Origin of the sequence: Mangrovimonas xylaniphaga (assembly GCF_001280435.1) — a bacterium.
Taxonomy (GTDB): Bacteria; Bacteroidota; Bacteroidia; order Flavobacteriales; family Flavobacteriaceae; genus Mangrovimonas_A; species Mangrovimonas_A xylaniphaga.
The window spans coordinates 133,497-154,498 of record NZ_LBIP01000013.1 but is presented as its reverse complement, the minus strand read 5'-3'; the positions used below and the strand labels follow the sequence as shown (position 1 = coordinate 154,498).

Below are 21,002 nucleotides of genomic sequence, written 5' to 3'. Positions count from 1 at the left end.
CTGTTTGCCTAAAGATAGCTAAACTTTCATTTCAACAATACTTGGGGAAACTGATTTGTGATTTCAGAAAACCTTTTACCGTTAATTCTTGGCCTTCTTGGGGTAATTGTTGCTAGGGTATTGGTGTTATCATTGCAAAACAATAGGTAGAGACACTTAAAAACCGACGAACCAAACCCTATGAATTGTATCAAGCAAATATTTGGTGTAGCACCCCATGAAGAAGGAGAGAATACATATTCGCCTTCTAAACTGGCATTGAAAATGGCCGTTGATAAAAAGACGGATTATACACCCTATAATTTTGAAAATAGAAATCAGGATTCCTCAAAGAAGATTTTGATAGTTGGAACAGAAACCGACTTATTGAAAATGGCAAACGGAACATTGTTTCAAACGGGCAACCATCCTTTTGAGTTATTTATACCCATGTTGCATTGGGAGGCTGCTGGCTTTGCTATAGATATTGCCACACCAACTGGTGATGCTATGGCATTGGAACATTGGGCCATGCCTACAGAAGATGAGGCCGTGATGGCTCTATTTGATAAATACAAATCCAAGCTTGAGAAGCCATTGAATCTTTGGGAATTGGTTGGTCAGTTGAATGACCGTAGTCCTTATGTCGCTGTTTATTTTCCGGGAGGCCATGGTGTTATTGCAGATCTACCATTCAGTGGGGCTGTTGAAAAGCTCGTTAATTGGACTGCCAAGCACAACAAACACTTCATTACCATTTGTCACGGGCCCTCGGCATTGTTGTCAACCGGGGACAGCTCTCCCTACAGTGGTTATGCTATTGCTGCTTGTCCGGATGGTATGGACAAACTGCTGCCAGCTACGGGGTATTTGCCAGGAGGCATGCCTTGGTTCTATGGGGAGAAATTAAACAGTCTAGGCATTAAGATTGTCAACAAGACCATGAATGGCAAAGTAATTGTTGATAGAAAATTGATTTCAGGAGATGGACCTAAAGCCGCCAACGAGCTGGGCATTGTGAGTTCCAAAGCGTTACTGAACGAAGCATAATTTAAAATTCATTACACCTAACCATAAAACCAAAAGTAAATAACATGGAAGCCTATTTTATCATCAGTTACGATATTGTAGATTTTGAAACCTTTCAAAACTATCCACCAACAGTCTTGAAAATTTTACAACAGTACGGTGGTGAGTTGTTGGTATCCGATACCGATGCGGTAGTAATTGAAGGAGAAAGGAAAATGATGCATGCCATCATTAAATTCCCTTCACAGGAGATGGCCATGGAATGTTTCAACAGTGAGGAATACCAAGCGGTTCGTGCATTTAGGGTCAATTCTACCAAAGACAATACCGTAATTATGGCAAAGGCATTCAATCCAAACGCCTAAATTCTTTGAACAAAAACACATAAAAAAGGCCCAGCAACTTAGTGTTAGGGCCATTTGTATATTTGGTTATTAGGTGTCTTTTTGTACGTTGCTAGGTAGAAAACCGTAATGCTTTTTAAATGCTTTTGAAAAATGACTGAGGTTGTTATAGCCCAATAGAAAAGCAACTTCCGAAACCGAGTAGTTTTGATGCAGTCGATCCAAACCAACCGCCAATTTGTTCTGCAGATGATATTGGTAAGGACTAAGCCCATAGACCTGTTTAAAATAACGCTTGAATTTGGAAAGGCTCATCCCAGATTGTTGGGCAAGTTCATCCAAACTAATGGGGTGCAAGGGGTTTTCATCCATTAAAGTGCGCACCTGTAATAAACTTTCCAAATCATCATGGTGAATATTGGAATGTTTGGAGCTGTTCAACTGCCTATTCTCGAATTTCGTAAATAAGGTATTGAGCAGCTGTAGGGAACCTGAAAACAGCAACAAGCGATTGGAACTGAGCAAGTCCATTTCTTTTACCAAATATTTAAACTGGTAATCCAAATTTTCGGCCAGATAGATGGGGTCATCACTCACAAATAAACGTTTCAAATTTGGATTGCTGTCCTCGAAGGCATTGGCCTGCAACCAATCTCTAGTAAATCCTATCTGAAATATCTTTACCTCTTCATTGGCAGGAATGTGGTATAGGCTAATGGAGGCCGAAGAGCTTAGCATGATACTGATACTGTCATAATTAAATTCGAACATTTTTTCATCTATCTGTTGGCTGATAGGGGCCTTGGTAAGATAAAAGTTAACAATAAAAAGGTCGTTGGTTGTGCCGGCAGTTTGTGTAATGTCAAAAGGATCCTTTAGTGTAAAATTCATCTGTTGTGCCCAAAACCCTTTTTGAAACTCCATATACTGCAAATGCCCTTGCCCAAAGGTTGGATTGAATACAAATGTTTCTTGGTCAATGTTACCTAGATGTTGGTGTTCCAAAAACTGATACCATTCGGTTGGTACCATAAGAGGGTAGGAAATTGTGCTTGGTGCTTTTGTCTTCATGTTAAATAAATGGCTGGTCTTGGTTCAACAAGATGCCAATGGTTCGTTGTAGGGGAATTTGGTCCAAAGATAATTAAAGAAAACCGACTTAGGTCTTTGCTAATGATGTTCCAAGTGGGAAGGAGGCAAGCTTTTTGGTTTCGAAGAGCTATGTTCTTCGAATCTAGAGGAGACATTTGGTAAAAAAGGAGCGGTTTTTTGTCTATCCAAAAAAATGAATTACTTTTACAGACCAAACGGTCGGTTTATTTATGAGTGATTCAAAAGATTTAATTGTCAAAACTGCCTTTAACCTCTTTATCAGCAAAAGTTATAATGAGGTAACCATGCAGGATATTGTCAAGGCTACAGGCCTCTCTAAAGGGGGCTTCTATCATTATTTTAGTAGTAAGGAAAAGGTCTTTGAAGCGGTGGTGAATGTCTTTATTCAACGCACAAAAGTTGAAGAATTGGCAGCCTTTTCAGAAGGAACGCTTAAAGAATTCTACAGCGCTTATATAGACGTATTGGAAAAGCGGATCATGAAATACAGGGAAGAGAGTGGAGCCTCTAAAGAGGTACTAAAGGCCAACCATTATGCCTTGGTGTTTGATGCCATCAAGCTTTTGGACGGTTTTAAGGAACGCCAAACTCAAATTCATGAAGAAGAATTGGAGCTTTGGAAAACGGTTATTGCCAAGGCCAAGGCCAGCGGAGAAATAGCCACACCGCTCACCGACGAACAAATGGCAAAGCTGTTCCTGTTTCAAAACTATGGCATTGGCGTCTATTATTTTTCGAGATCGCAGGCCGATGAAGCTTTAGAGCAGATGAAAGAACAATTTCAAGCTATTTATAAAAGTATTAGTAAGGATTAAATTTCTTTTGATCCATAGGCATACCAACCGTTCGGTTTTATAGCAATTCAATTTTTAAAAACTATACAATTTATATCCATATGGACGTTACCATCTATAAAACGAATGTGAACAATGAACATGTAGCGCAACAGGTCATTACACACTTACAGGCCATCATCCCTGATTTTATGATCAATTTTGACTTGGAAGACTGTGATAACATCTTGCGCTTGAGCGGTAACCGCATGGTTTCGGACCTTGTGATACAATGTCTGACATCCAACGGTTTTGAATGTTCCGAAATAGTCTAAACCATCCCCACTTAAATAAACGAATTTTACCAACATACCTGAGCCAGCAGGCTGCAGGTATGTTTAAATTGTAATACCTACGAAACAGAGAATGATATTCCCCCCACAACACCTCAATCGACACCTTATCTTATGTTTTTTAGTGCTAATCACGCTAACTGTTACGGCCCAAGAAAGCGCACAGGATTCTACCGTATATAAACAGTTCCATAAGTTTCCATTGTTAACCTTGGACCATTTCAATTACCCCAAAACAAGTTTTAATACCGATACCGATAGGGGAGAACTGGAAATAAACGAGCAACGCTTGACCATGCAAATCGCCTTTCCCTTAAAGGAAAAAAAGACCTATTTGTTCAATAGCATCAACTATACCTTATTCAACTATCATACAACGTTCGACCAAAGTGCCTTGGACATCCATGAGAGCTATCATTCTATTCAATTGTCTATAGGGCTTATTAGTGTGCTGCCCAAACGTTGGAGGCTTGTGTTTAATGCCATGCCTACCATAGCCTCCGATTTTCATAAACGTTTGAATTCCGACGATTTTATCTTCCAGGTGTCGGCCATGGCTACCAAAAGGGCAAGCCAAAATTTTCAGTATGGTTTTGGATTGGCCTATACTAGCCGTTTTGGAAATTTAACCATCATTCCGCTTGTGAGCCTTACTTATAAAAAAGAGAAGTGGTTGACCTCTGTGATTTTGCCGGCCTATGCAAGTCAATACTATGTGTTCAATGACAAGTACCGATTGGGGCTTAAGGCTGCGGTGTATGGTAATTTGTACAACGTGCATTTTGATGATATTACCTCCACTTTAGATTTAAACAGGCTGTCCTATTCCAGAATCACCTTGGGACCAGAGTTTCAATTTAAGCTCATTGGAGATCTTTACGTGAATACAGGATGCGGTATTGCCGTTAGGAATGTGTTTCAGGTACAAGATGACAACCTTAATACGGAATTGGATTTGGACGTAAAAAGCAGGGCCTATTTGAATATTGGACTGAGGATTTTGAAATAGGTAATCTAATTTCAAACTATAGCATACGGCTTATTTGTATCATTGGCACCTATGGCTTTGGTGGTGCCGTCATAGGTTTTATTTGAGCTGCTTTTTGAAATAAGTATTGGAACCTTAGTATTAATATGGTTTGGTTTCCTGATTGAAAAGATATCAATTGGTTGGCGCTCAAAGCTCATGAACAAGGATTTTACTAAGAAATTGCTTTGCCTATGAGCTATTCAGGGGACTGTAATATTATTTTTTAATTAATCTTTTAAATATTGATTTTGATTGATTTGAAGTTTGTATTTTCATCATATATATTCCAGGTTTAATATTAGAGAGATCAATTTTAATTGAGGCTACTCCTTTTTTTACAAGAACACCATTTATGGAGTAAATTTCATACTCTTTATCAAAATTATTATTAAAATTTAATTCTTCAACAACTGGATTAGGATAAAACAAATAATCCTCTTTAGATTCAAAAAAGTCATTAGTATTTAGTGTATTATCTGTACAATTTGTTGTGGTTGGTGTAAAAACTACAACTCCAAAGTTAATATCGTCCATACCATGAAAAATACTATTCTCAATTTCATTATTATCCTCAGTACACCAACAATTATTGGACAAATCTTGTCCGCTATATGAACTTGTGTTCTCAACATTATAAGTATAATTATTACATATTGTATTATCTGTAAATGTTGCCATTGGACTGTTTCCTGTTATTTTTAAACCAATAGAGTTATTCTTAATCGTATTTCCCCACATTATGGATGAATCACTTCCTCCACTGAAGCTTTGCTCTAATCCTATATTATTTGAAATAAAAGTTGAATTTTGTATAGTGGATGTATGGCCAACAAGTCCAATATTTGTATTTCCCTCGAAAATACATGAATCTATGAAACTTTCTACCAATTCTGCTCCAACTTCATTATTTTTAAACTCACAATCAGTTAAATTTACTTCATCGTAAAAATTAGCAATTCCTTTATTATTATCAATAAATTTTACAGATTCTATGGTAATGGGAAATTGTGGGCTTCCGTAATTTACATTAATTCCATTATTGTTAAACTGAAAAATAGAATTCTTTATGGTACTTGAAGTACTAATTTGATTATATCTTAGAGCATTATCGGCATATTCCATTAAAACGTAATCCAAAATACATACGGCATTAAATTCAAGGTTGATTTCATTCCATGAACCTTTTTGAGGATTAGAATCATTAGATGTGAATGTTATGTTATTTGTACTGTTGCCATTAGCAATTAATGACCCTTGAATGCGTAACTGAACATTATTTTCAAATTTAACAATTACACCAGGTTCAATTGTAAGCGTGTTGTTTCCAAAAATAACAGTGTTGCCAGTTATTATATAAGGACTATTTTGTGTTGTCCAGTTTGTATCTGCATTTATACCTCCACTAATAAAGGTTTGAGAACTTACGTTGGAATAAATAAAAATGATTAAAAGAAATAATTTAAATTGTGTGTTAGTTTTCATAATTCAGATTTATGTTTGATAGCATAGGGTAAAAATTAGTTGCTTATATTTATTTTGATTTTGTGATTGTTTATTTTGGCCAAATGTAGGTATTTGTTTAAATAAATTGCATGAAAAAACTGTCTTTTGTAGGCTGAGGTATATTTCAAGGTTTGCCGTGGTTGTTCTTGGTGTTGTTTGAAATACTTAGTCTTTTAGTTCCGTGACATTATAGGTAACGCTTTTATAGCCTAATTCTCCATAGGTGAAATCGCCCTCAGGCTTATGGTATATCATACTTCCTTGGCTTGGCAGCAAATAGCCATTCATCATTTTGTAGTCCTTTACAGGGGTAGACCAAGGAAAGTTATGATAGGTGTTGCCATCTGTTTCGTAGCGGTCAGAACTAATAAAATTTACCAGTTCGTGGTTCTTGTTGAAGTATAATTTGGCACTTATGGTGATGTTGCCGTTGGTAAAGTTGGCTTTGGCTACCGTATCGTTAATGGCTTCCCAACGTATCCTGTGATCAATAAGGGTTGCGGGAGCAATTACGCACATGTCGTTAAATAGGGTAACGGTTTCCCCTAGGTTCATTTGTGTGCCTTTGGCATCCACCAAAGTGATCCAGTTAAGCAACTTTACTTGAAATGTGGCGGTTTCATTTTGGTACAAATGCAGGGCAGTGGCCGGTAAGCCCATTTTGGTGGCGGTAATATAAAAATAGCGGGATGGGTTTTCATAAAAATTGTACTGCACAGATTGCACTTTCATGCCTTGGTCGTTTGGTTTGGAATGCAGCACGCCCGCAAACTCGGCCCTGAAGTTTTTTACTTTTTCCTGCCCAACAGATTTGGTGTATCGTAAATAGCCTTGCACAGGAGCGGGGAGGTGCGCGATGTCTTTTTCAGTCAAGATATCGGTTGGGAAGCTATTGTTCTCTAAAAGGTCATGTTGCACCCTGGAAGTTAATTCACGTTTTAGTAAAAAGGATCCCAAACTCACAAAAGCCACCACTATGATGAGGACATTTGGGATGCTGCCAAACTTGGCGTCTTTCCAATAGTAGACAATCAACCCTTGGGAAAGGAGTACGGCCAACATTCCAAAAAGCCAATGGTACTTGGCACCTGTGAGGTACAGTACACCGTAGATGCCGAGCAGAACCGCTGCCAGCAGCCATACCATGCCTGTAGGTTTTGAAATGGGCAACCTGAGATCTTTTAATTCAGCCAAGCCAAACGCTTTGGCAAATCCAAACAAATGGATAAGTGCGTGGAGTAGCATGAAGAAGACAAAGGCAATTCTCATAAGGTGTCTCTTTTGTTCTCTTTAGTAATCCTCTGGACAAACCGAGGGATTTGCAACATATCAAATCCAATAATATACAGCTCCGAAGTTTGTTCCAGAAGTTGGTTGAGGTCTTCATACGGGACCTTTTCACGGTAAATAAGGGGCTTTTGGATGTGGTAGGAGCTGTATTCGTTTGTAATGTCTGCCATCGATTTCCAATTGCCTGTGGAAAGGCTTGTGGTTTCCGTCCATATAATGATGTTGGGCACAAGTTCCGTGATGTCCAAAACCTTGGTGTTGGTTGGATAACACAGCACAGAAACATGGTCATAAAGCTTTTTGAAATCGGGTTGACTGGTATAAATCCGCCAAGAGTTGATGTCTGGGATGTTTGAAATCTCCTCAAGGTCGTTTTCGGCCAAAGTGTCCACCGTCAGGGGTTCCAATGCTTTGGCATTTGCTTCCGCAGCACCCCAATACCGTTTTTGCCGCGCATAGGAAAGGGCGCCTATTCTTTTCAGGATCATGTTGTTCATGCCATCTACCGTGGCGTGCTCTGAGTTGGGATAGTAACTAAAGGCGCCTTCATCGGCCACATAGTATTTGTCGAAGCTCACCTTGATGAAGTTGGCAATGATGTCTTTTGCAGCTTTTCGGTCTTCAGCAGAGGCATCTTTCCATAAACAGGCCAGGAGCATTTTAATCCCTTTGGCCTGCTTCAAATTCCATTCGTGTACCCATTCCAGTTCATCATCCGCCGGCATGGGGACTTTCAGCCCTTCAAGGGTAGCCCCAAACAGTTTGTCACCGTATCTCAGGGGAAATTCCTGGTAGATATCCTTGCCATTGGTGTCCCGAAATTTCTTTACAATGGAATAGCTGTTGTTGATATCAAATTTCAATAATTCCTTGGTTTTTGTGTGTTTTGGACCCCATAAGCCGGTTTCTGCATCCTGAAAATTGTACATCCATTGTAAAATGGTTTGTTTCCATTCGGGAGTAAAGTGGTACAGGCCGTTTCTTTCAATAACATTATTGGGCTCTACATTGCTGAAGATGTCCCGAGCAAAGTGAAACGAGGTTTGGGGGAATTTGGCTCCCAATCGGTTCATATAGGAAATGTCGTTGAGGTAAGCTTCCAGTTTTTGGGGCGTGTTGATGTTATCGAGAAAGGAGAGGGGGTATTTCAGTTGTAACGGTTTGCTTGTGGAATCTTGCAAGGCTTCCAGATGCATTACCATATTTTCGGTGTTGGAAAAGTAGGTGCAAAACGGCGCGGAACTGTCCATAAAGGCTCCAGTTTCTGGGTTTTGAAGGTTGAGATAAAAGTCAATTTCGTCCTGCTTGCTCTTAAAGTTGGGTATTTTTATAAGGTTCTCTTTATTGCTCAAGAAGGCATGGTATTTTGAAACGCCTTGAAGGGCCTCCAAATAATGGCCCTTGCCAATCAAATAGCCAAAACCAACCATATGAAACTCAAATTCGCCCATATAATAGCCATCTTCCTGTAAATGTTTATTCATTTTGAAGAGTTCCTTGACCTGCGACTTGACTCTTAATGACACAAAGATGCCTGCTATGATTGTGACTAAAAGCAGGCTTAGCAGGCCCCATGAAGCATATCTTTTTAGTTTCATTTTAAGTTGGTTTGGTTGGTGGTTACATAGTAGTTCTAGGTTTTATTGGATAGCATCTCCATTGTTTTTTGGACTGTTTCTTCAAAGGTTTTATAGTCACCCTGTTCGAATTTTTTTAATTCAGAAATGATTTCGGGAAGGTATTTGAAGGCGCGGTATTCGGTATAGTCGGTAAGTAGTTTTTGGGCATGGGCCTTGTTTCCCATTTTTTCAGAAATAACCACTTCGCCTGCTCTTACAAAATGTTCGTAAACACAGACTTTCCATGAGTTGTACCCTTGTGCTTTCATTTGGGGTTTTATGGGAATAAAGAGGTGTTCCGTTTGCTTGAACAAGCTATCCGGCAATTGCGCGACAACTGGATTTACAAAGGAATGGCCAAATTCATGGACACTTAGCTCTTGCAGTTTCTCTTCATTGGCAAAACCCATTTGGAGGTTGGAGGTATCGCTTAGATCCTGAACATCGGTGGCTCCAAAAACATTAAATACCGTGGTTTGGTTGTTATCGGTAATTCTTATTCCAAAGCCCATTCCTTTTGGGGTTGTTAAACTTGGGATTAGGGCATAGCTGTCAAATTTCTTCTGGTAAAAGGATTCCATGGTGTTGATGAAATTCCCTTCGGGCAAACTGTTTTCTATTTCTTGAAGGGCCCTATCATAGTAAACTTTTGAATTGCTTATATAGGCATCAAAATTGATTTCTTTTGAAAATGCATTTAAGCCGTTCAAGAAAATTTGGACATTCTTTTTGGCTTCTTCAAGGTCTTTGTTTTTAGAGAAATTGATATAATAACTTTCCTTGATTTTAGGAGTAAGTTTGGCGTTAGGAACCTCCTCGGTTTGGAGCAATAAGGCGTTTATATAATCCAGCCATAAATGGTCGGCCACGGAGAAGCTTTTGGCCAGGTTTTCACTGGAGGCAAAAGCCTGATATTCTTGGTAGATTTTATAACCGTATCGATGCCATTCCTTTTTGGGTATTGTTTTGCCATCCGCTTCAATGGTTTTATTTTCAATATCGACCCCTTCAAATTCTATAAAATAGGCAAGACCTATCAATTCTATATTCTTATGGAAGCTTAGCTCCAGCTTTTCTGTTTTTAAGGGCTGTGGTCCAAATGATGTAAATACGAATAAACTTAGGCCTGCAATAAAAAAGAGGTGTTTCATTATTGGTGTTTTGGTTGTGTAATGGTTTGTTGCCAAATGCATTGGGGTTTGAAAAGTTCATTATTTAAGGTCCACATCAAGATATTTCATCACCGCTTTGTTGCCATGTAATAAGTTTTTTGGTTTGGAACTGTTCTTATCAAACACTTTCAAGTCTTCTTCATGTAATATGGTCACAAAGTCTTCTTGGTAACCTTTATCGCTGAGAACCTCACTATTGTCCAGTTTTAGGTAATGTGAGAAAAAATTGTACATCGCAGTTCGTTTGGAAAAACCGTAATCGTGTTTTTCCAAGTGTAAATGCACATTTGCTACTTTAGACGCTTCACCATACATAGCATATACTTTTTGAATATATGGATATTCCACTTGTGGCGTGTTGCGTGTCCAATCATCCCCGTCTGATACTAATAACATCGGTCTTGGGGCACATAGGGCGGCAATTTCCACATTATTGGTTTGGTGGTCGTGATTTTTATGAATGGGCATGCCACTTTCGCAAACGCAGCCGCCAAAAAAGTGTGCTGATACCTGAACCACGGGAGCCGAGGCCTTGATGCGATCATCAATGGCCGTTAAAATAAAGGTTTGTGTGCCGCCACCAGAGCCCCCCGTCATTCCTATACGCTCGGGGTCTACATCTGGGCGAGACACTAAATAGTCGAGGACCTTTTTACTGTTCCAGGTCTGAAGGAGCATAGCTATAGGGATGTCATGTTTTACTTGGGTGCATTCGCCATAACCTACCATGTCATAGGCAAATACTACGGCTCCCATACGTGCCAATACTGCGCAGCGATTTTGAATGTATTCTGTAAAACGCTTGTTTTTTAAATGGCCGTGAGGGCTTAAAATGGCGGCATGTGTTTCGTTGTTGTTTATAGGTCTGTAGAGGTTTCCCGTGATATAAAAGCCAGGGAAACTTTCAATGGCGATATTCTCTACAATATACCCGTCCATTGTTTTCGTCCCTTTAATAATGGTATTAAAGTTTCCTGAGATATTCGGCATTTTTTCAAGCTGTAGGCCTTCAATGATCCCTTTTCTAATTCTATTGGCTCTTGCTTCCCAGGAGGGTAAATCATCCCATTCCGAAGCAAAGGTTTTCATCCTCAATGCGGCTTCGTCTTCCGTCCAATAGTTGCCCTTGCACAGTAGTGTTTCTTGTCCCCAAATGGGTATGTTACAGAAAACAGTGAGTACTATGCATATGAATAGTTTCATAGTGTGGTGTGGGGGTTGGTGTTTTGGAAAGGTTTGTTTAACGGCATGGTTTGGAAGTTGTTACCTTAAAGATAATGAAAGAGATGTGAATTTTAACGCTTGTGGTTGATTTTCAGTAAGAAGCAGTTAAAATAAGTTGAGCGACGCTTTGGGAAGCGTATTGTTTTTAGTTGATTTTAAAAATAATGTCCTCCAAAAGGTTGGCGCAAATGTGGATACGTTTGCTAATTTCCTTTAATTGGGAGAGTATTTCCTTGTGCATGAGCACATGTGGCATGTCTTGTTCCTTAAACAATAATGCTAAGGCATTGGCATAGGCTTTTATGAGGTCATTGCCCAAATGGATGATTTGGTCTATGTTTCTTAGGACGTCTTCATACTGTTTGGCTTCTAGTTTTTTGAAGCCTTCGGTAAGCTGTTCCATTTGCTGTTGCAGTAAATCGAAGAGCTTGCTGTACTCACTTAAATTATAGATTTGATAGGTGTCTATTTCCACCATTAAATGTTTAACACTTAAAGTGACCCAATACAATTGGTTGTGTTCCCTGCTGATGGCTTCTTTGTCAATGGGTGTGATAAAGGTGGCATTCAGCTCTTTTAGATTGGCTGAATAACTTTTTTTTGCCTCGGCAATCAATCCAAGTAAGGCGTCCTGGTTTTTTGGGGCATTCTCTACATAAAAATTCCCCAAAGCTTCTATGATATGTTGGGTTTGTAGGCTTTGTTGTACCAGCGCATTGAAGAAGTTTATTTCTTTGGGTAAAATCCAGCTTTTTAGTTTTTGTAATATCATGGGTTTAAAAAATTCGTGTGATTAGGAAACAATAGAGGAGTCCCAAAAGGAATGATATTGGGATGTTTAACAGCCATCCCTTTAGGATGGAACCGGCCACCATCCAACGCACGTGCTTTGGACGTTCGGCAGCACCCACACCCATTAGGGAAGTAGTTACTACTTGGGTAGTGGAGGTTGGGGCCCCAATCAAGGAGGAGCCAAGTATCACGGTGGCGGCGCTTATTTGGTCGGTAATGGAATGGATCAATTTCACCTTATAAATATCAAACCCCACCGTTTTTATAATGCTCCAGCCCCCAAAAAGGGTGCCCAAAGTGATGGAACTGGCACAAAGTAGAATCACCCAAAGAGGGACTGTAAATTCCGAATACATGTTATTGGCCAATAACAACATGCCAATAACCCCCATGCCTTTCTGGCTGTCGTTTGTTCCGTGACTGAATGCGAGCCAGCTTACCGTGATATATTGGGTAAATAGAAATAGCTTTTTAGATTTTGAAGAAAAACGCTTCAAGATTGAAAGGAAGAGCTTCATCATCAAAAAACCAACAATAAAGCCTGCCAAAGGCGAGAAGGCCAAACCAATGAGAATTTTGGTAAACCCTTCCAAATGCCCATTTTCCAAAGCCGAGAATCCCCAATTGATATAGTTGCTCCCTAGGGCAAAAATAGCCGCTCCTACAAGACCACTGGTAAGGGAGTTGGATGAGGAACTGGGCAGCCCGAACTTCCAGGTGATGAGGTTGTAAGATATGGCAGCCATGATGGCGGCCAAAACCACGCTTTGGGCCAAATGGCTGCTGGTATCGCTTATATCTACAAACTCTCCAATGGTATTGGCCACAGCAAGACCACCCAACAATGGCCCTAAAAATGTAAACAGGCACACGATAAAAATAGCTCTTCCGGGAGACATGGTGCTTGAGGCAATTGCGGTTGCTACCATATCTGCCGCATCGTGGAAACCGTTGGTAAAATCGTAAACTATCACTAGCCCGATTCCTAAAACGAGCATCATATTGAAGTTCAAAACCTAGGTGAATGATTGTTTTAGTTGTTTATAAATGCAAAGGCCTCATCCAATTGCGACACGTCAAAATAGCGTTCCAATCTTCCCTTGCTGGCTCTTTGAAAAAACAGATTGTCAATAGGTACCAATGCTTTTATAATTTTGGAATGCGCCACTATGGCAAGATGCCCCAATTGTTTGTAATGCCTCAATGCCCAAATAGAGTCTTCCATAAACGCTTTAACGCTGCTATGGCTTAATTTTAATTCGTCAAGTTTTACCAATACATTCACTTGCTCAAAACCTTCGTCAAGTTTCTTCTGAAACCACTTTTGGCAGAGTTGTTCATCGGTTTCTGAAAATCCATCAATGACTTCTATGGCCAATTGGTTGTCCTGAAATGTTTTTAACTGCTCAATCATAAACTGTCTATTTTAAGTTATAAATGACTTTTGGTGTAGGTTAAAGTATCTATGGTCACTTATATTTTACGTGTATTGTATGAAAGTGCAATATCGCGTAATGTTGTAGTGTAACGGCGATAAGAATGTGACTTCTAAGGTACTAAAAATCGGGCAGAATGTTGTTGGTTTCCGTAAATCCTTTTTGGGAGGCATTTAAAGTTAATTCATTTAAATTTCAGATGAAATTTTGACCATTAAATGAGTTCTTTATCTTGAACTTAACCAATATTTTCGTTGAAATGCAGGGTGGCTGTTTGCTGGATTGTTCACTCCGACCTTCAGGGCATTGCAAACGTGAGTATTATAAATTATTTATTTTTTACGTCTTTTTTTTGTAAAATTCATTTTTTAGAGCGAAGTTTATTGACGCTAAGCTAATTTTCTCTTTACACTAACTAAAGCGCCCATTGACTACAGATTGTTCTGATAAATCACTTTGGAGCCAATTAAAGGAAGGTTCTACCCTTGCTCTAGGTACCTTATACGATAGGTACGTAGACGAGCTGTATGTGTATGGGTGTAAAATAACTTCTAAAGAAAGTATTGTAAAGGATAGCATCCATGATTTGTTTTTGGACCTTTATAAATATCGCCAAAATCTCTCGGAAACCGATAATGTCAAATTCTATCTGTTAAGGGCACTCAAGAATAAAATCCTAAAGAATCCCGAGTTCAAAAAATCCCAAACCCAAGAAGTCTTCACCCTTAATAAGGATTATGGCACAGCCAAAGAACAGTCTATTGAGGAGTTGGTAATCTTGGATGAAATTACCCAAGAGAATTCTTCCAAATTAATGCAGGCCCTAAACTTACTTCCCAAAAGACAAAAGCAAGGGGTGATTCTTAAGTTTATTCAAAATAAGGATTACGAAGAGATTGCAGATATTATGAATGTGAATGTGGAAACTTCAAGAACCATCATTTACAGAGGCCTAAAATCCCTGAGAAAGGCCTTTTTGCTATTTTGCTTGATATTGATGATTTCGTAATACGAAAACATTGTAACTTCCTAATTGTGTAATTTTTAGTGCTCTTTTTTGAAAATTCCTAAATTTTTTTGTCTATAAAATGTGTATGTCTGACTTTATATAATAAAGACCTAGAGTTTTTTTATATAAACTATCATGACAGCATTCCATAAAAAATCAACTACAGACTCACTTTCGGAAGACGAAAAATACCTGCTTAAAAAGCGCATTTTTAAGTCGGTTCACCAATATAAACGAAGACGTTTTTTAGGCAAAGTATCTATTGCGGCTTCTTTGGTGATTGGTTTGGGCATTGGAGCCAAAGCTGTGTTCTTTTCAACAGACAAACAGGTAGGAACCTACACCGAATTGGCCAATAGTCTGGAGGTAGATTCCATTTCGGAGGTAAGCTTGGTACTTCAGGAGCGCACTATTTCGGTAGCCGAGGACGATCAGGTGATTTCCTATAATAAAGAATCCAACAAAATTTCTATTGGAAACGATAAAAGTGTAGATAAGGATTTGGCCTCGGTAATGAACACCTTGGTGGTGCCTTATGGAAGACGCACCGAATTGCAATTGTCTGACGGGACTAAAATTTGGGTGAATTCAGGATCTAAATTGATTTACCCTTCAGAATTCAAAGAAGATAAAAGAACGGTTTACTTGGAAGGGGAAGCTGCCTTTGATGTGGCCCATGACAAGGAACACCCGTTTATTGTTCTTACCCAAGGTCAAGAAATTGAAGTATTGGGAACCGTTTTTAACGTGAGCAGTTATGCCGATGAACCTTCGGTGAATACCGCACTTCAAAGTGGAAAGGTTAAAATTAGCTACCACAAACCAGGCTTGCTTACAAAAACAGAGTCTGTGACCTTGTTGCCAGGCAATGTGGCTTCTTACAGCAGACATAAAAAGTCTATAGTGACCAAGGCAGATGAGAATATCAACAAATACTTTTTGTGGAGAGACGGCTTGATTGTCTTTAAAAATGACAACCTGGGCTATATCCTAAACAGACTATCCAAATACTATAATGTCGAGATTCAGATAGAGGATGAGCAGCTTAAAAACCAAAAATTCTCAGGATATCTGGATTTAAAGGACAGTGTAGGGCAGGTGTTGGAACTGATCAAGCAGTCTACAGAGTTTGAATTTGAAAACCGTAACGGAAAATCCATTTATGTATATACCACTAAAACAGAGTCGCCTATGAAATAGTACCCTATAAAAAAAACCGAAAGATGCGCCAACATCTTCCGGTACACTTTAATATCACTTAGTCAGTAATACTAATTAACTAATACAACAAAATTATGAATAAAATTCATTTTGCTCCACTATTGCGGGGAGAAATACTGATATTCAGAAAATACGTCATTATTTTTATGAAGATATTTTTGCTAACACTGGTTTTTGGGCTTACAAGCGCCTTTGCCAATACCACTTTCGCTCAGAAAATAGATATTAACAAAACCAATGTACCCATTGAGGAATTGTTCAATGATATTCAGAAAAAGAGCGAGTATGTCTTTTTTTACAATGACGAAATTCTGCAACGCAACTATAAAATTTCAGTTCAGCTCACAGGAGCTTCCATAGAAGAAATCCTAAATATTGCTTTTGGGAAGTATCCTTTAGAGTATAGTATTAACGAACGTCAGGTAGTCGTTAAGGAAAAAGCACCTGAAGCCGTTATTGAGCAAACTGCTACAAAAACAAAAGCTGTTCAAAAAATTACCATTTCAGGAACCGTAAAAGATAAATCTGGAATGCCACTGCTTGGGGCCAATATTATTGAAAAAGGCACCAGCAATGGTACGTCTACCGATTTTGATGGAAATTTCACTCTTGATGTGAATCCTGGTGCTACGTTACATATTTCTTATGTAGGGTTTGTGCCTCAAGAAGTTGCGGTTGGCAACCAAACTGTTTTCAATATTGCTTTGGAAGAGGATGCTGCCGCTTTGGAAGAAGTGGTAGTAGTAGGATATGGGGTGCAACGTAAAAGTGACCTTACAGGTGCGGTGGCCCAAGTAAAATCGGAAGATTTGGAAAACAGAACGGTTATCAATACCCAACAGGCACTTCAAGGTAAAGCTGCAGGGGTGCAAGTTGTACAGACTTCTGGAGCACCTGGTGCCACGGCTTCCATTAGAATACGTGGGTATAGTTCCAACTCAGGTTCCGATCCTTTATTTGTGGTTGATGGATTAAGAACCCAAGATATTGGGGCCATAGACCCCAACAATATTGAAAGTATCGAAATCTTGAAAGATGCCGCTTCGGCTGCTATTTATGGAGCTCAGGCTGGGAATGGGGTTGTCCTTATTACTACCAAAAAAGGGAAGTCTGGTATCGGGAAAATGGATTACAGTTTTCAATATGCTGTGAATGAGCTGAGCAATGTTCCAGATGTAATGAATGCAGAGCAGTACATTAATTATATGACCGAAGGGAATATTATCCCTGAAAGTGAACTTGATAATTTATATGATGGAGTTACCGATACTGATTGGGTAGACGTGGCTTTTGAAACTTCTTTGATGCAAAAACACAACTTGGGCTTCCAAAACGGAAATGACAAAGGCTCTTATTATTTGGCATTGTCTTATTTGGATCAAGATGGTATTGTAAAAGGGGACAGCGATGTGTATACCCGTGTCACTGGAATGATCAATGGGGATTATAAAATCAACGATTGGTTAAGAGTGGGAACAACCAATACCATTGAAAAATGGGAAAGTAAATTTGTTTCTGAAAACTCTGAGTACGGAAGTCTTTTGGCAGCGGTAATGACCATGGATCCATTAACACCTAATCTGTATTCACCAGACGAAATTCCTGCCTTTATGCAAAATTTGCTGGACAATGGAAAAGTACTGCTTACTAATAAAAATGGGGATTACTATGGGATCTCTCAAATTTTTGAGTCGGAGCAGGTGCACCCAGGAATCATGAGGGATAATTCGAAGAACAAGAATGATGGAGGGAACATTTTAGGAACGATGTTTGCCGATATTATGCCGTTTAAAGGATTTACCTTCACTTCCAAACTTGGGTACCGAGGAGGCTTTACAAATAACTATTCCTTTGGGGATATTTATTATGCCAATGCCGTGACCTACAGGGATAAAATCAATCTGAGCAGAACCACTTCCAACAATATCTATTACCAGTGGGAGAACTTTATGAACTATATGTTCAATATCAAGGACCACAATTTCACAGCAATGCTAGGTACCTCATACCAGCACAATGAGATTACTTCGGTAAATGGTGGTGCCGATGAAATTACCCGTAACGATCCTGCCTATTGGGATTTGGATTTTATCACGGATTCTGCAACCCGTACCGTAGGTGGTAACAGTTTTTATACCCGCCAAATGTCCTATTTTGGAAGGTTGAGTTATAACTATTTGGAGAAATATCTGTTCCAAGCTTCTGTAAGACGTGATGCTAGTGATACGTCTTTCTTGCCAGAGAGCAACCGTTGGGGAACTTTCCCATCCTTCTCTGCGGGATATGTGATCACCAAGGAAGAATTTTTTCCAGAGATCAAACATTTGGACTTCTTTAAAATTAGAGCCAGCTGGGGGCAAAACGGTAGTACCGGTCCTTTAGGGAATTTTGCCTACCGTGCCGCTATTGGGTCTTCGTCCAGCTATCCATTCTCAAATGCTTTGATTTATCAAGTAGCGTCTTCGCCTTCAACTTTGAACAATGAGGACTTGACTTGGGAGACTTCAGAGCAGTTGGATATTGGTTTCGATATTCGTGCTTTCAATAGCAGATTGACCATTTCTTATGATTATTTTCAAAAGAAAACCGAAGACCTTTTGGTGGCCATTACACCGCCGTATGAAACTGGGGTAGGGTCTACCGTGGTGAATGCCGGTAATGTAAACAATGATGGTATCGAGATTGAAGTGGGATGGAACGACCGTATTGGAGAAGATTTTTCATATGGTATTCGTGGAAACCTTGCCACATTGAACAACAAGGTAACCTATTTGGATCCTAGTATTTCAAGAATTTCAGGAGCGTCTTACCATACCAACCAAGGGATTACCGCTTTTGAGGAAGGTTATCCAGTGTGGTATTTTAGAGGTTACGAGTTGGAGGATATCGATGATGCTACCGGAGATCCAATTTTTAGAGATCAGTTGACCATTGACACCGATGGTGATGGAAAACCAGATACGGCCGATGGTATTATCAACGACGATGATAAAACCAACATAGGAAGCGCAATCCCAGATTTTACATATGGTATTACCTTGACGGCTAGTTTTAAAGGATTCGATTTCACCGTTTTTGGAGCAGGATCGGAAGGAAATGACATTTTCAATGCCTTAACACGTACCGACCGCCCAAGAGGAAACAAATTGACGACTTTTTACAATGACCGTTGGACACCAGATAATACAGATGCATCTAGACCTAGACCAAACGCCAATGGCGAGGATAAGTACTGGATAAGTGATGCCGCGATTTTTGATGGCTCTTACTTTAAGATCAAGCAAATTCAGTTGGGATATTCCTTGCCAAAGTCGTTGTTGGATAAAACCTTTATCAGTAACTGTAGATTTTACGGCTCTTTGGAAGACTGGTTTGTGTTTACAAAATATCCGGGAATGGATCCAGAGGCCTCTGCAGGAGCTGTATCTAGCCTAGGAGTAGACAAAGGAGCCTATCCAATTTCAAGAAAGGCAGTATTGGGAGTCAACATAACTTTTTAAACCGATGATTATGAAAACTAAATATTTAAACACTTACAAACGCCTCTTTTTGGTGATGATAGCCGCAGCTTTTTTGGGTTGTGAGTCTAATTTGGATATTGAGCAACAAGGGGTGACCAGTTCGGAGAATTTCTACCAGTCCGATTCCGATGCTTTGGAAGCCATTGCGGCCGTTTACGAATCGTGGAGAGGGTCTTTGTACACACAGTATTTTTTGAAAAACCTCTTGTCAGACGATATTCATTGTGGGGGAGGAGCTAGAGGTGATAATTCACAGTTTGAGCAGCTCAATGAATATAATTTCACGCCTGCCAATACTTCAGTAAGTGATCTTTTTGCGACTTATTACAACGTAATCTATCTGTCTAACTTGGTGATTAACCGTGTGGGGTCTGATACAGAAATAAGACAAAGGGCCGTAGCAGAAGCGCATGCTATTAGAGGTGCCGTATATTTTGATTTAATTACCCTTTGGGGAGAGGTGCCTTATGTAATCAGTGAACTTTCTCCTGAAGAGTACCAACAACCAAACGGATCTCTTTCAGAGCTTTGGGCTTTGGTGGAAGACGATTTAACCTATGCCATAGATAGTGGTGCGTTACCAACTAAGGGAAGCGCGGAGGATATGGCAGAACCGGCAAGATTAACAGTGGAGGCGGCAAAATCTTTCTACGGAAAAGCATTGTTGTTTCAAGAGCGTTATGCCGAATCTGCTACTGTTTTAAAAGAGGTAATCAATTCTGGAAACTTTCAACTGTATCCAACTTTTGACGATGTACTTCGCGAGGTTTCAGATTTTTCTTCTGAATCAGTTTTCGAATATAATTCCTTAAATGATGCCGCCAATCCATGGACGCAGGGAAATTTGTTGTGGGGAATTATGCATGGATGGAGAAGTGATAAATTGAATCTGTTTGGCTATTTCGGGGGCTTGCACCCAATTTATCCTGCTGGTTGGGGTTTTGCAAATCCAACTGAGGAACTATACAGTGCTTTTGTGGAAATGGAAGGACCTCAAGGGGTAAGATTGCAAGGGACCATCAAAACGTATTATGAACTTTTAGGAATGTACATTGCGCTTAACGAAGGAAGTAGTGTGTATGGAAATGAGGGGTATTTTAATTGGAAGCACAGATATGTAGGTTATGAGGTTATTGAAACATCCTATGGCTTTACCACCACTGCAAATATTAGAGTGATGCGTTATGCCGAAGTGTTGTTAATGGCGTCTGAGGCGTGTTTACAATCAGGTGATACGGCGAGTGCGTTGCAATATATCAATGAGGTGAGATCTCGTGTTGAATTACCAGCCTTAGGTGCAGTGACCTTACAGGATATTAAAAAGGAAAAGCGCTTGGAATTGTGTTTTGAAGGTATACGCTACCAAGATTTGGTTCGTTGGGGAGACACCGATGCACTTTCGGAAAGAGGCCATGAAATTCCAATCTTTAGTGGTTTGAACGCCGATGGGTCTTTTAATGTCACCTATCCCTACAGCAATCCAAACTACGGATTCCAGGCCAAGCACAATTTGTTGCCATTCCCAGAACACGAAATGAATGTTAACCAAAATATTAACCAGAATCCTGGGTGGTAAGCTCCCAAAATTCAAACT

18 protein-coding genes are annotated in these 21,002 nt (G+C 39.6%); 9 read left to right on the top strand and 9 right to left on the bottom strand.

The genetic code is table 11. The annotated features are described in order from the left end of the window. Positions 1–180 precede the first annotated feature (180 nt). Both ZA06_RS00720 and ZA06_RS00715 read left to right on the top strand, forming a co-directional pair. Entirely contained in the window at positions 181–1,029 is an 849-nt protein-coding gene (locus ZA06_RS00720; protein ID WP_053975503.1) for a DJ-1/PfpI family protein, read from the top strand. 44 nt (positions 1,030–1,073) lie between these two features. Continuing rightward, positions 1,074–1,373: a DUF1330 domain-containing protein gene (locus ZA06_RS00715; protein ID WP_053975502.1), complete on the top strand. Its 300-nt coding sequence runs from the start codon at positions 1,074–1,076 to the stop codon at positions 1,371–1,373. Between the two features lie 69 nt (positions 1,374–1,442). Here ZA06_RS00715 and ZA06_RS00710 read toward each other — a convergent pair whose 3' ends face one another. Then, positions 1,443–2,423 carry a helix-turn-helix domain-containing protein gene (locus ZA06_RS00710; RefSeq protein ID WP_053975501.1) on the bottom strand — a complete coding sequence of 327 codons (981 nt, stop codon included), beginning with the start codon at positions 2,421–2,423 and terminating at the stop codon, positions 1,443–1,445. Positions 2,424–2,674: 251 nt separating this feature from the next. Between ZA06_RS00710 and ZA06_RS00705 the strand changes: the two genes are divergently transcribed. The 3 genes from ZA06_RS00705 (at position 2,675) to ZA06_RS00695 (ending at position 4,600) form a co-directional block, all read left to right on the top strand. Continuing rightward, positions 2,675–3,280 carry a TetR/AcrR family transcriptional regulator gene (locus tag ZA06_RS00705; RefSeq protein WP_053975500.1) on the top strand — a complete coding sequence of 202 codons (606 nt, stop codon included), beginning with the start codon at positions 2,675–2,677 and terminating at the stop codon, positions 3,278–3,280. Between the two features lie 80 nt (positions 3,281–3,360). Further along, the gene (locus ZA06_RS00700) at positions 3,361–3,573 is read left to right on the top strand and encodes a hypothetical protein (RefSeq protein ID WP_053975499.1); all 213 of its coding nucleotides are present in this window, start codon (positions 3,361–3,363) and stop codon (positions 3,571–3,573) included. 142 nt (positions 3,574–3,715) lie between these two features. Next, positions 3,716–4,600, top strand: coding sequence for a DUF6268 family outer membrane beta-barrel protein (locus tag ZA06_RS00695; RefSeq protein ID WP_053975498.1), 885 nt, complete (start codon positions 3,716–3,718; stop codon positions 4,598–4,600). A gap of 237 nt (positions 4,601–4,837) precedes the next feature. Here the strand turns inward: ZA06_RS00695 and ZA06_RS00690 are convergent, their stop codons facing one another. The 8 genes from ZA06_RS00690 to ZA06_RS00655 form a co-directional block, all read right to left on the bottom strand. Continuing rightward, positions 4,838–6,103: a T9SS type A sorting domain-containing protein gene (locus tag ZA06_RS00690; RefSeq protein WP_053975497.1), complete on the bottom strand. Its 1,266-nt coding sequence runs from the start codon at positions 6,101–6,103 to the stop codon at positions 4,838–4,840. A 186-nt stretch (positions 6,104–6,289) separates the two neighbouring features. Then, positions 6,290–7,393: a DUF6544 family protein gene (locus ZA06_RS00685; protein WP_157503025.1), complete on the bottom strand. Its 1,104-nt coding sequence runs from the start codon at positions 7,391–7,393 to the stop codon at positions 6,290–6,292. Next, positions 7,390–9,012 carry a hypothetical protein gene (locus ZA06_RS00680; RefSeq protein WP_157503023.1) on the bottom strand — a complete coding sequence of 541 codons (1,623 nt, stop codon included), beginning with the start codon at positions 9,010–9,012 and terminating at the stop codon, positions 7,390–7,392. The genes ZA06_RS00685 and ZA06_RS00680 overlap by 4 nt, the downstream gene beginning before the upstream one ends. A gap of 35 nt (positions 9,013–9,047) precedes the next feature. Beyond that, complete coding sequence (locus tag ZA06_RS00675) at positions 9,048–10,184, bottom strand: DUF4932 domain-containing protein (RefSeq protein WP_168155196.1); 1,137 nt, start codon at positions 10,182–10,184, stop codon at positions 9,048–9,050. 60 nt (positions 10,185–10,244) lie between these two features. Further along, the gene (locus ZA06_RS00670) at positions 10,245–11,408 is read right to left on the bottom strand and encodes an alpha/beta hydrolase family protein (protein WP_053975493.1); all 1,164 of its coding nucleotides are present in this window, start codon (positions 11,406–11,408) and stop codon (positions 10,245–10,247) included. A gap of 166 nt (positions 11,409–11,574) precedes the next feature. Beyond that, the gene (locus tag ZA06_RS00665) at positions 11,575–12,201 is read right to left on the bottom strand and encodes a DUF47 domain-containing protein (protein ID WP_053975492.1); all 627 of its coding nucleotides are present in this window, start codon (positions 12,199–12,201) and stop codon (positions 11,575–11,577) included. A 4-nt stretch (positions 12,202–12,205) separates the two neighbouring features. After that, complete coding sequence (locus ZA06_RS00660; RefSeq protein WP_082331891.1) at positions 12,206–13,222, bottom strand: inorganic phosphate transporter; 1,017 nt, start codon at positions 13,220–13,222, stop codon at positions 12,206–12,208. 32 nt (positions 13,223–13,254) lie between these two features. After that, positions 13,255–13,635: a SpoIIAA family protein gene (locus ZA06_RS00655; protein WP_053975490.1), complete on the bottom strand. Its 381-nt coding sequence runs from the start codon at positions 13,633–13,635 to the stop codon at positions 13,255–13,257. Between the two features lie 449 nt (positions 13,636–14,084). On the opposite strand from ZA06_RS00655, the gene ZA06_RS00650 reads away from it, so the two are divergent. The 4 genes from ZA06_RS00650 (at position 14,085) to ZA06_RS00635 (ending at position 20,984) form a co-directional block, all read left to right on the top strand. Then, on the top strand, positions 14,085–14,666 hold the full coding sequence (locus ZA06_RS00650; RefSeq protein WP_053975489.1) for an RNA polymerase sigma factor: 582 nt from the start codon (positions 14,085–14,087) through the stop codon (positions 14,664–14,666). A 135-nt stretch (positions 14,667–14,801) separates the two neighbouring features. After that, positions 14,802–15,866, top strand: a complete 1,065-nt coding sequence (locus ZA06_RS00645; protein WP_053975488.1) for a FecR family protein — start codon at positions 14,802–14,804, stop codon at positions 15,864–15,866. Positions 15,867–16,033: 167 nt separating this feature from the next. Beyond that, entirely contained in the window at positions 16,034–19,387 is a 3,354-nt protein-coding gene (locus ZA06_RS00640) for a TonB-dependent receptor (RefSeq protein WP_082331890.1), read from the top strand. 10 nt (positions 19,388–19,397) lie between these two features. Beyond that, positions 19,398–20,984 (top strand): RagB/SusD family nutrient uptake outer membrane protein, encoded by a 1,587-nt coding sequence (locus ZA06_RS00635; protein ID WP_168155195.1) that lies wholly within the window; start codon positions 19,398–19,400, stop codon positions 20,982–20,984. The last annotated feature ends 18 nt before the right edge of the window (positions 20,985–21,002 follow it).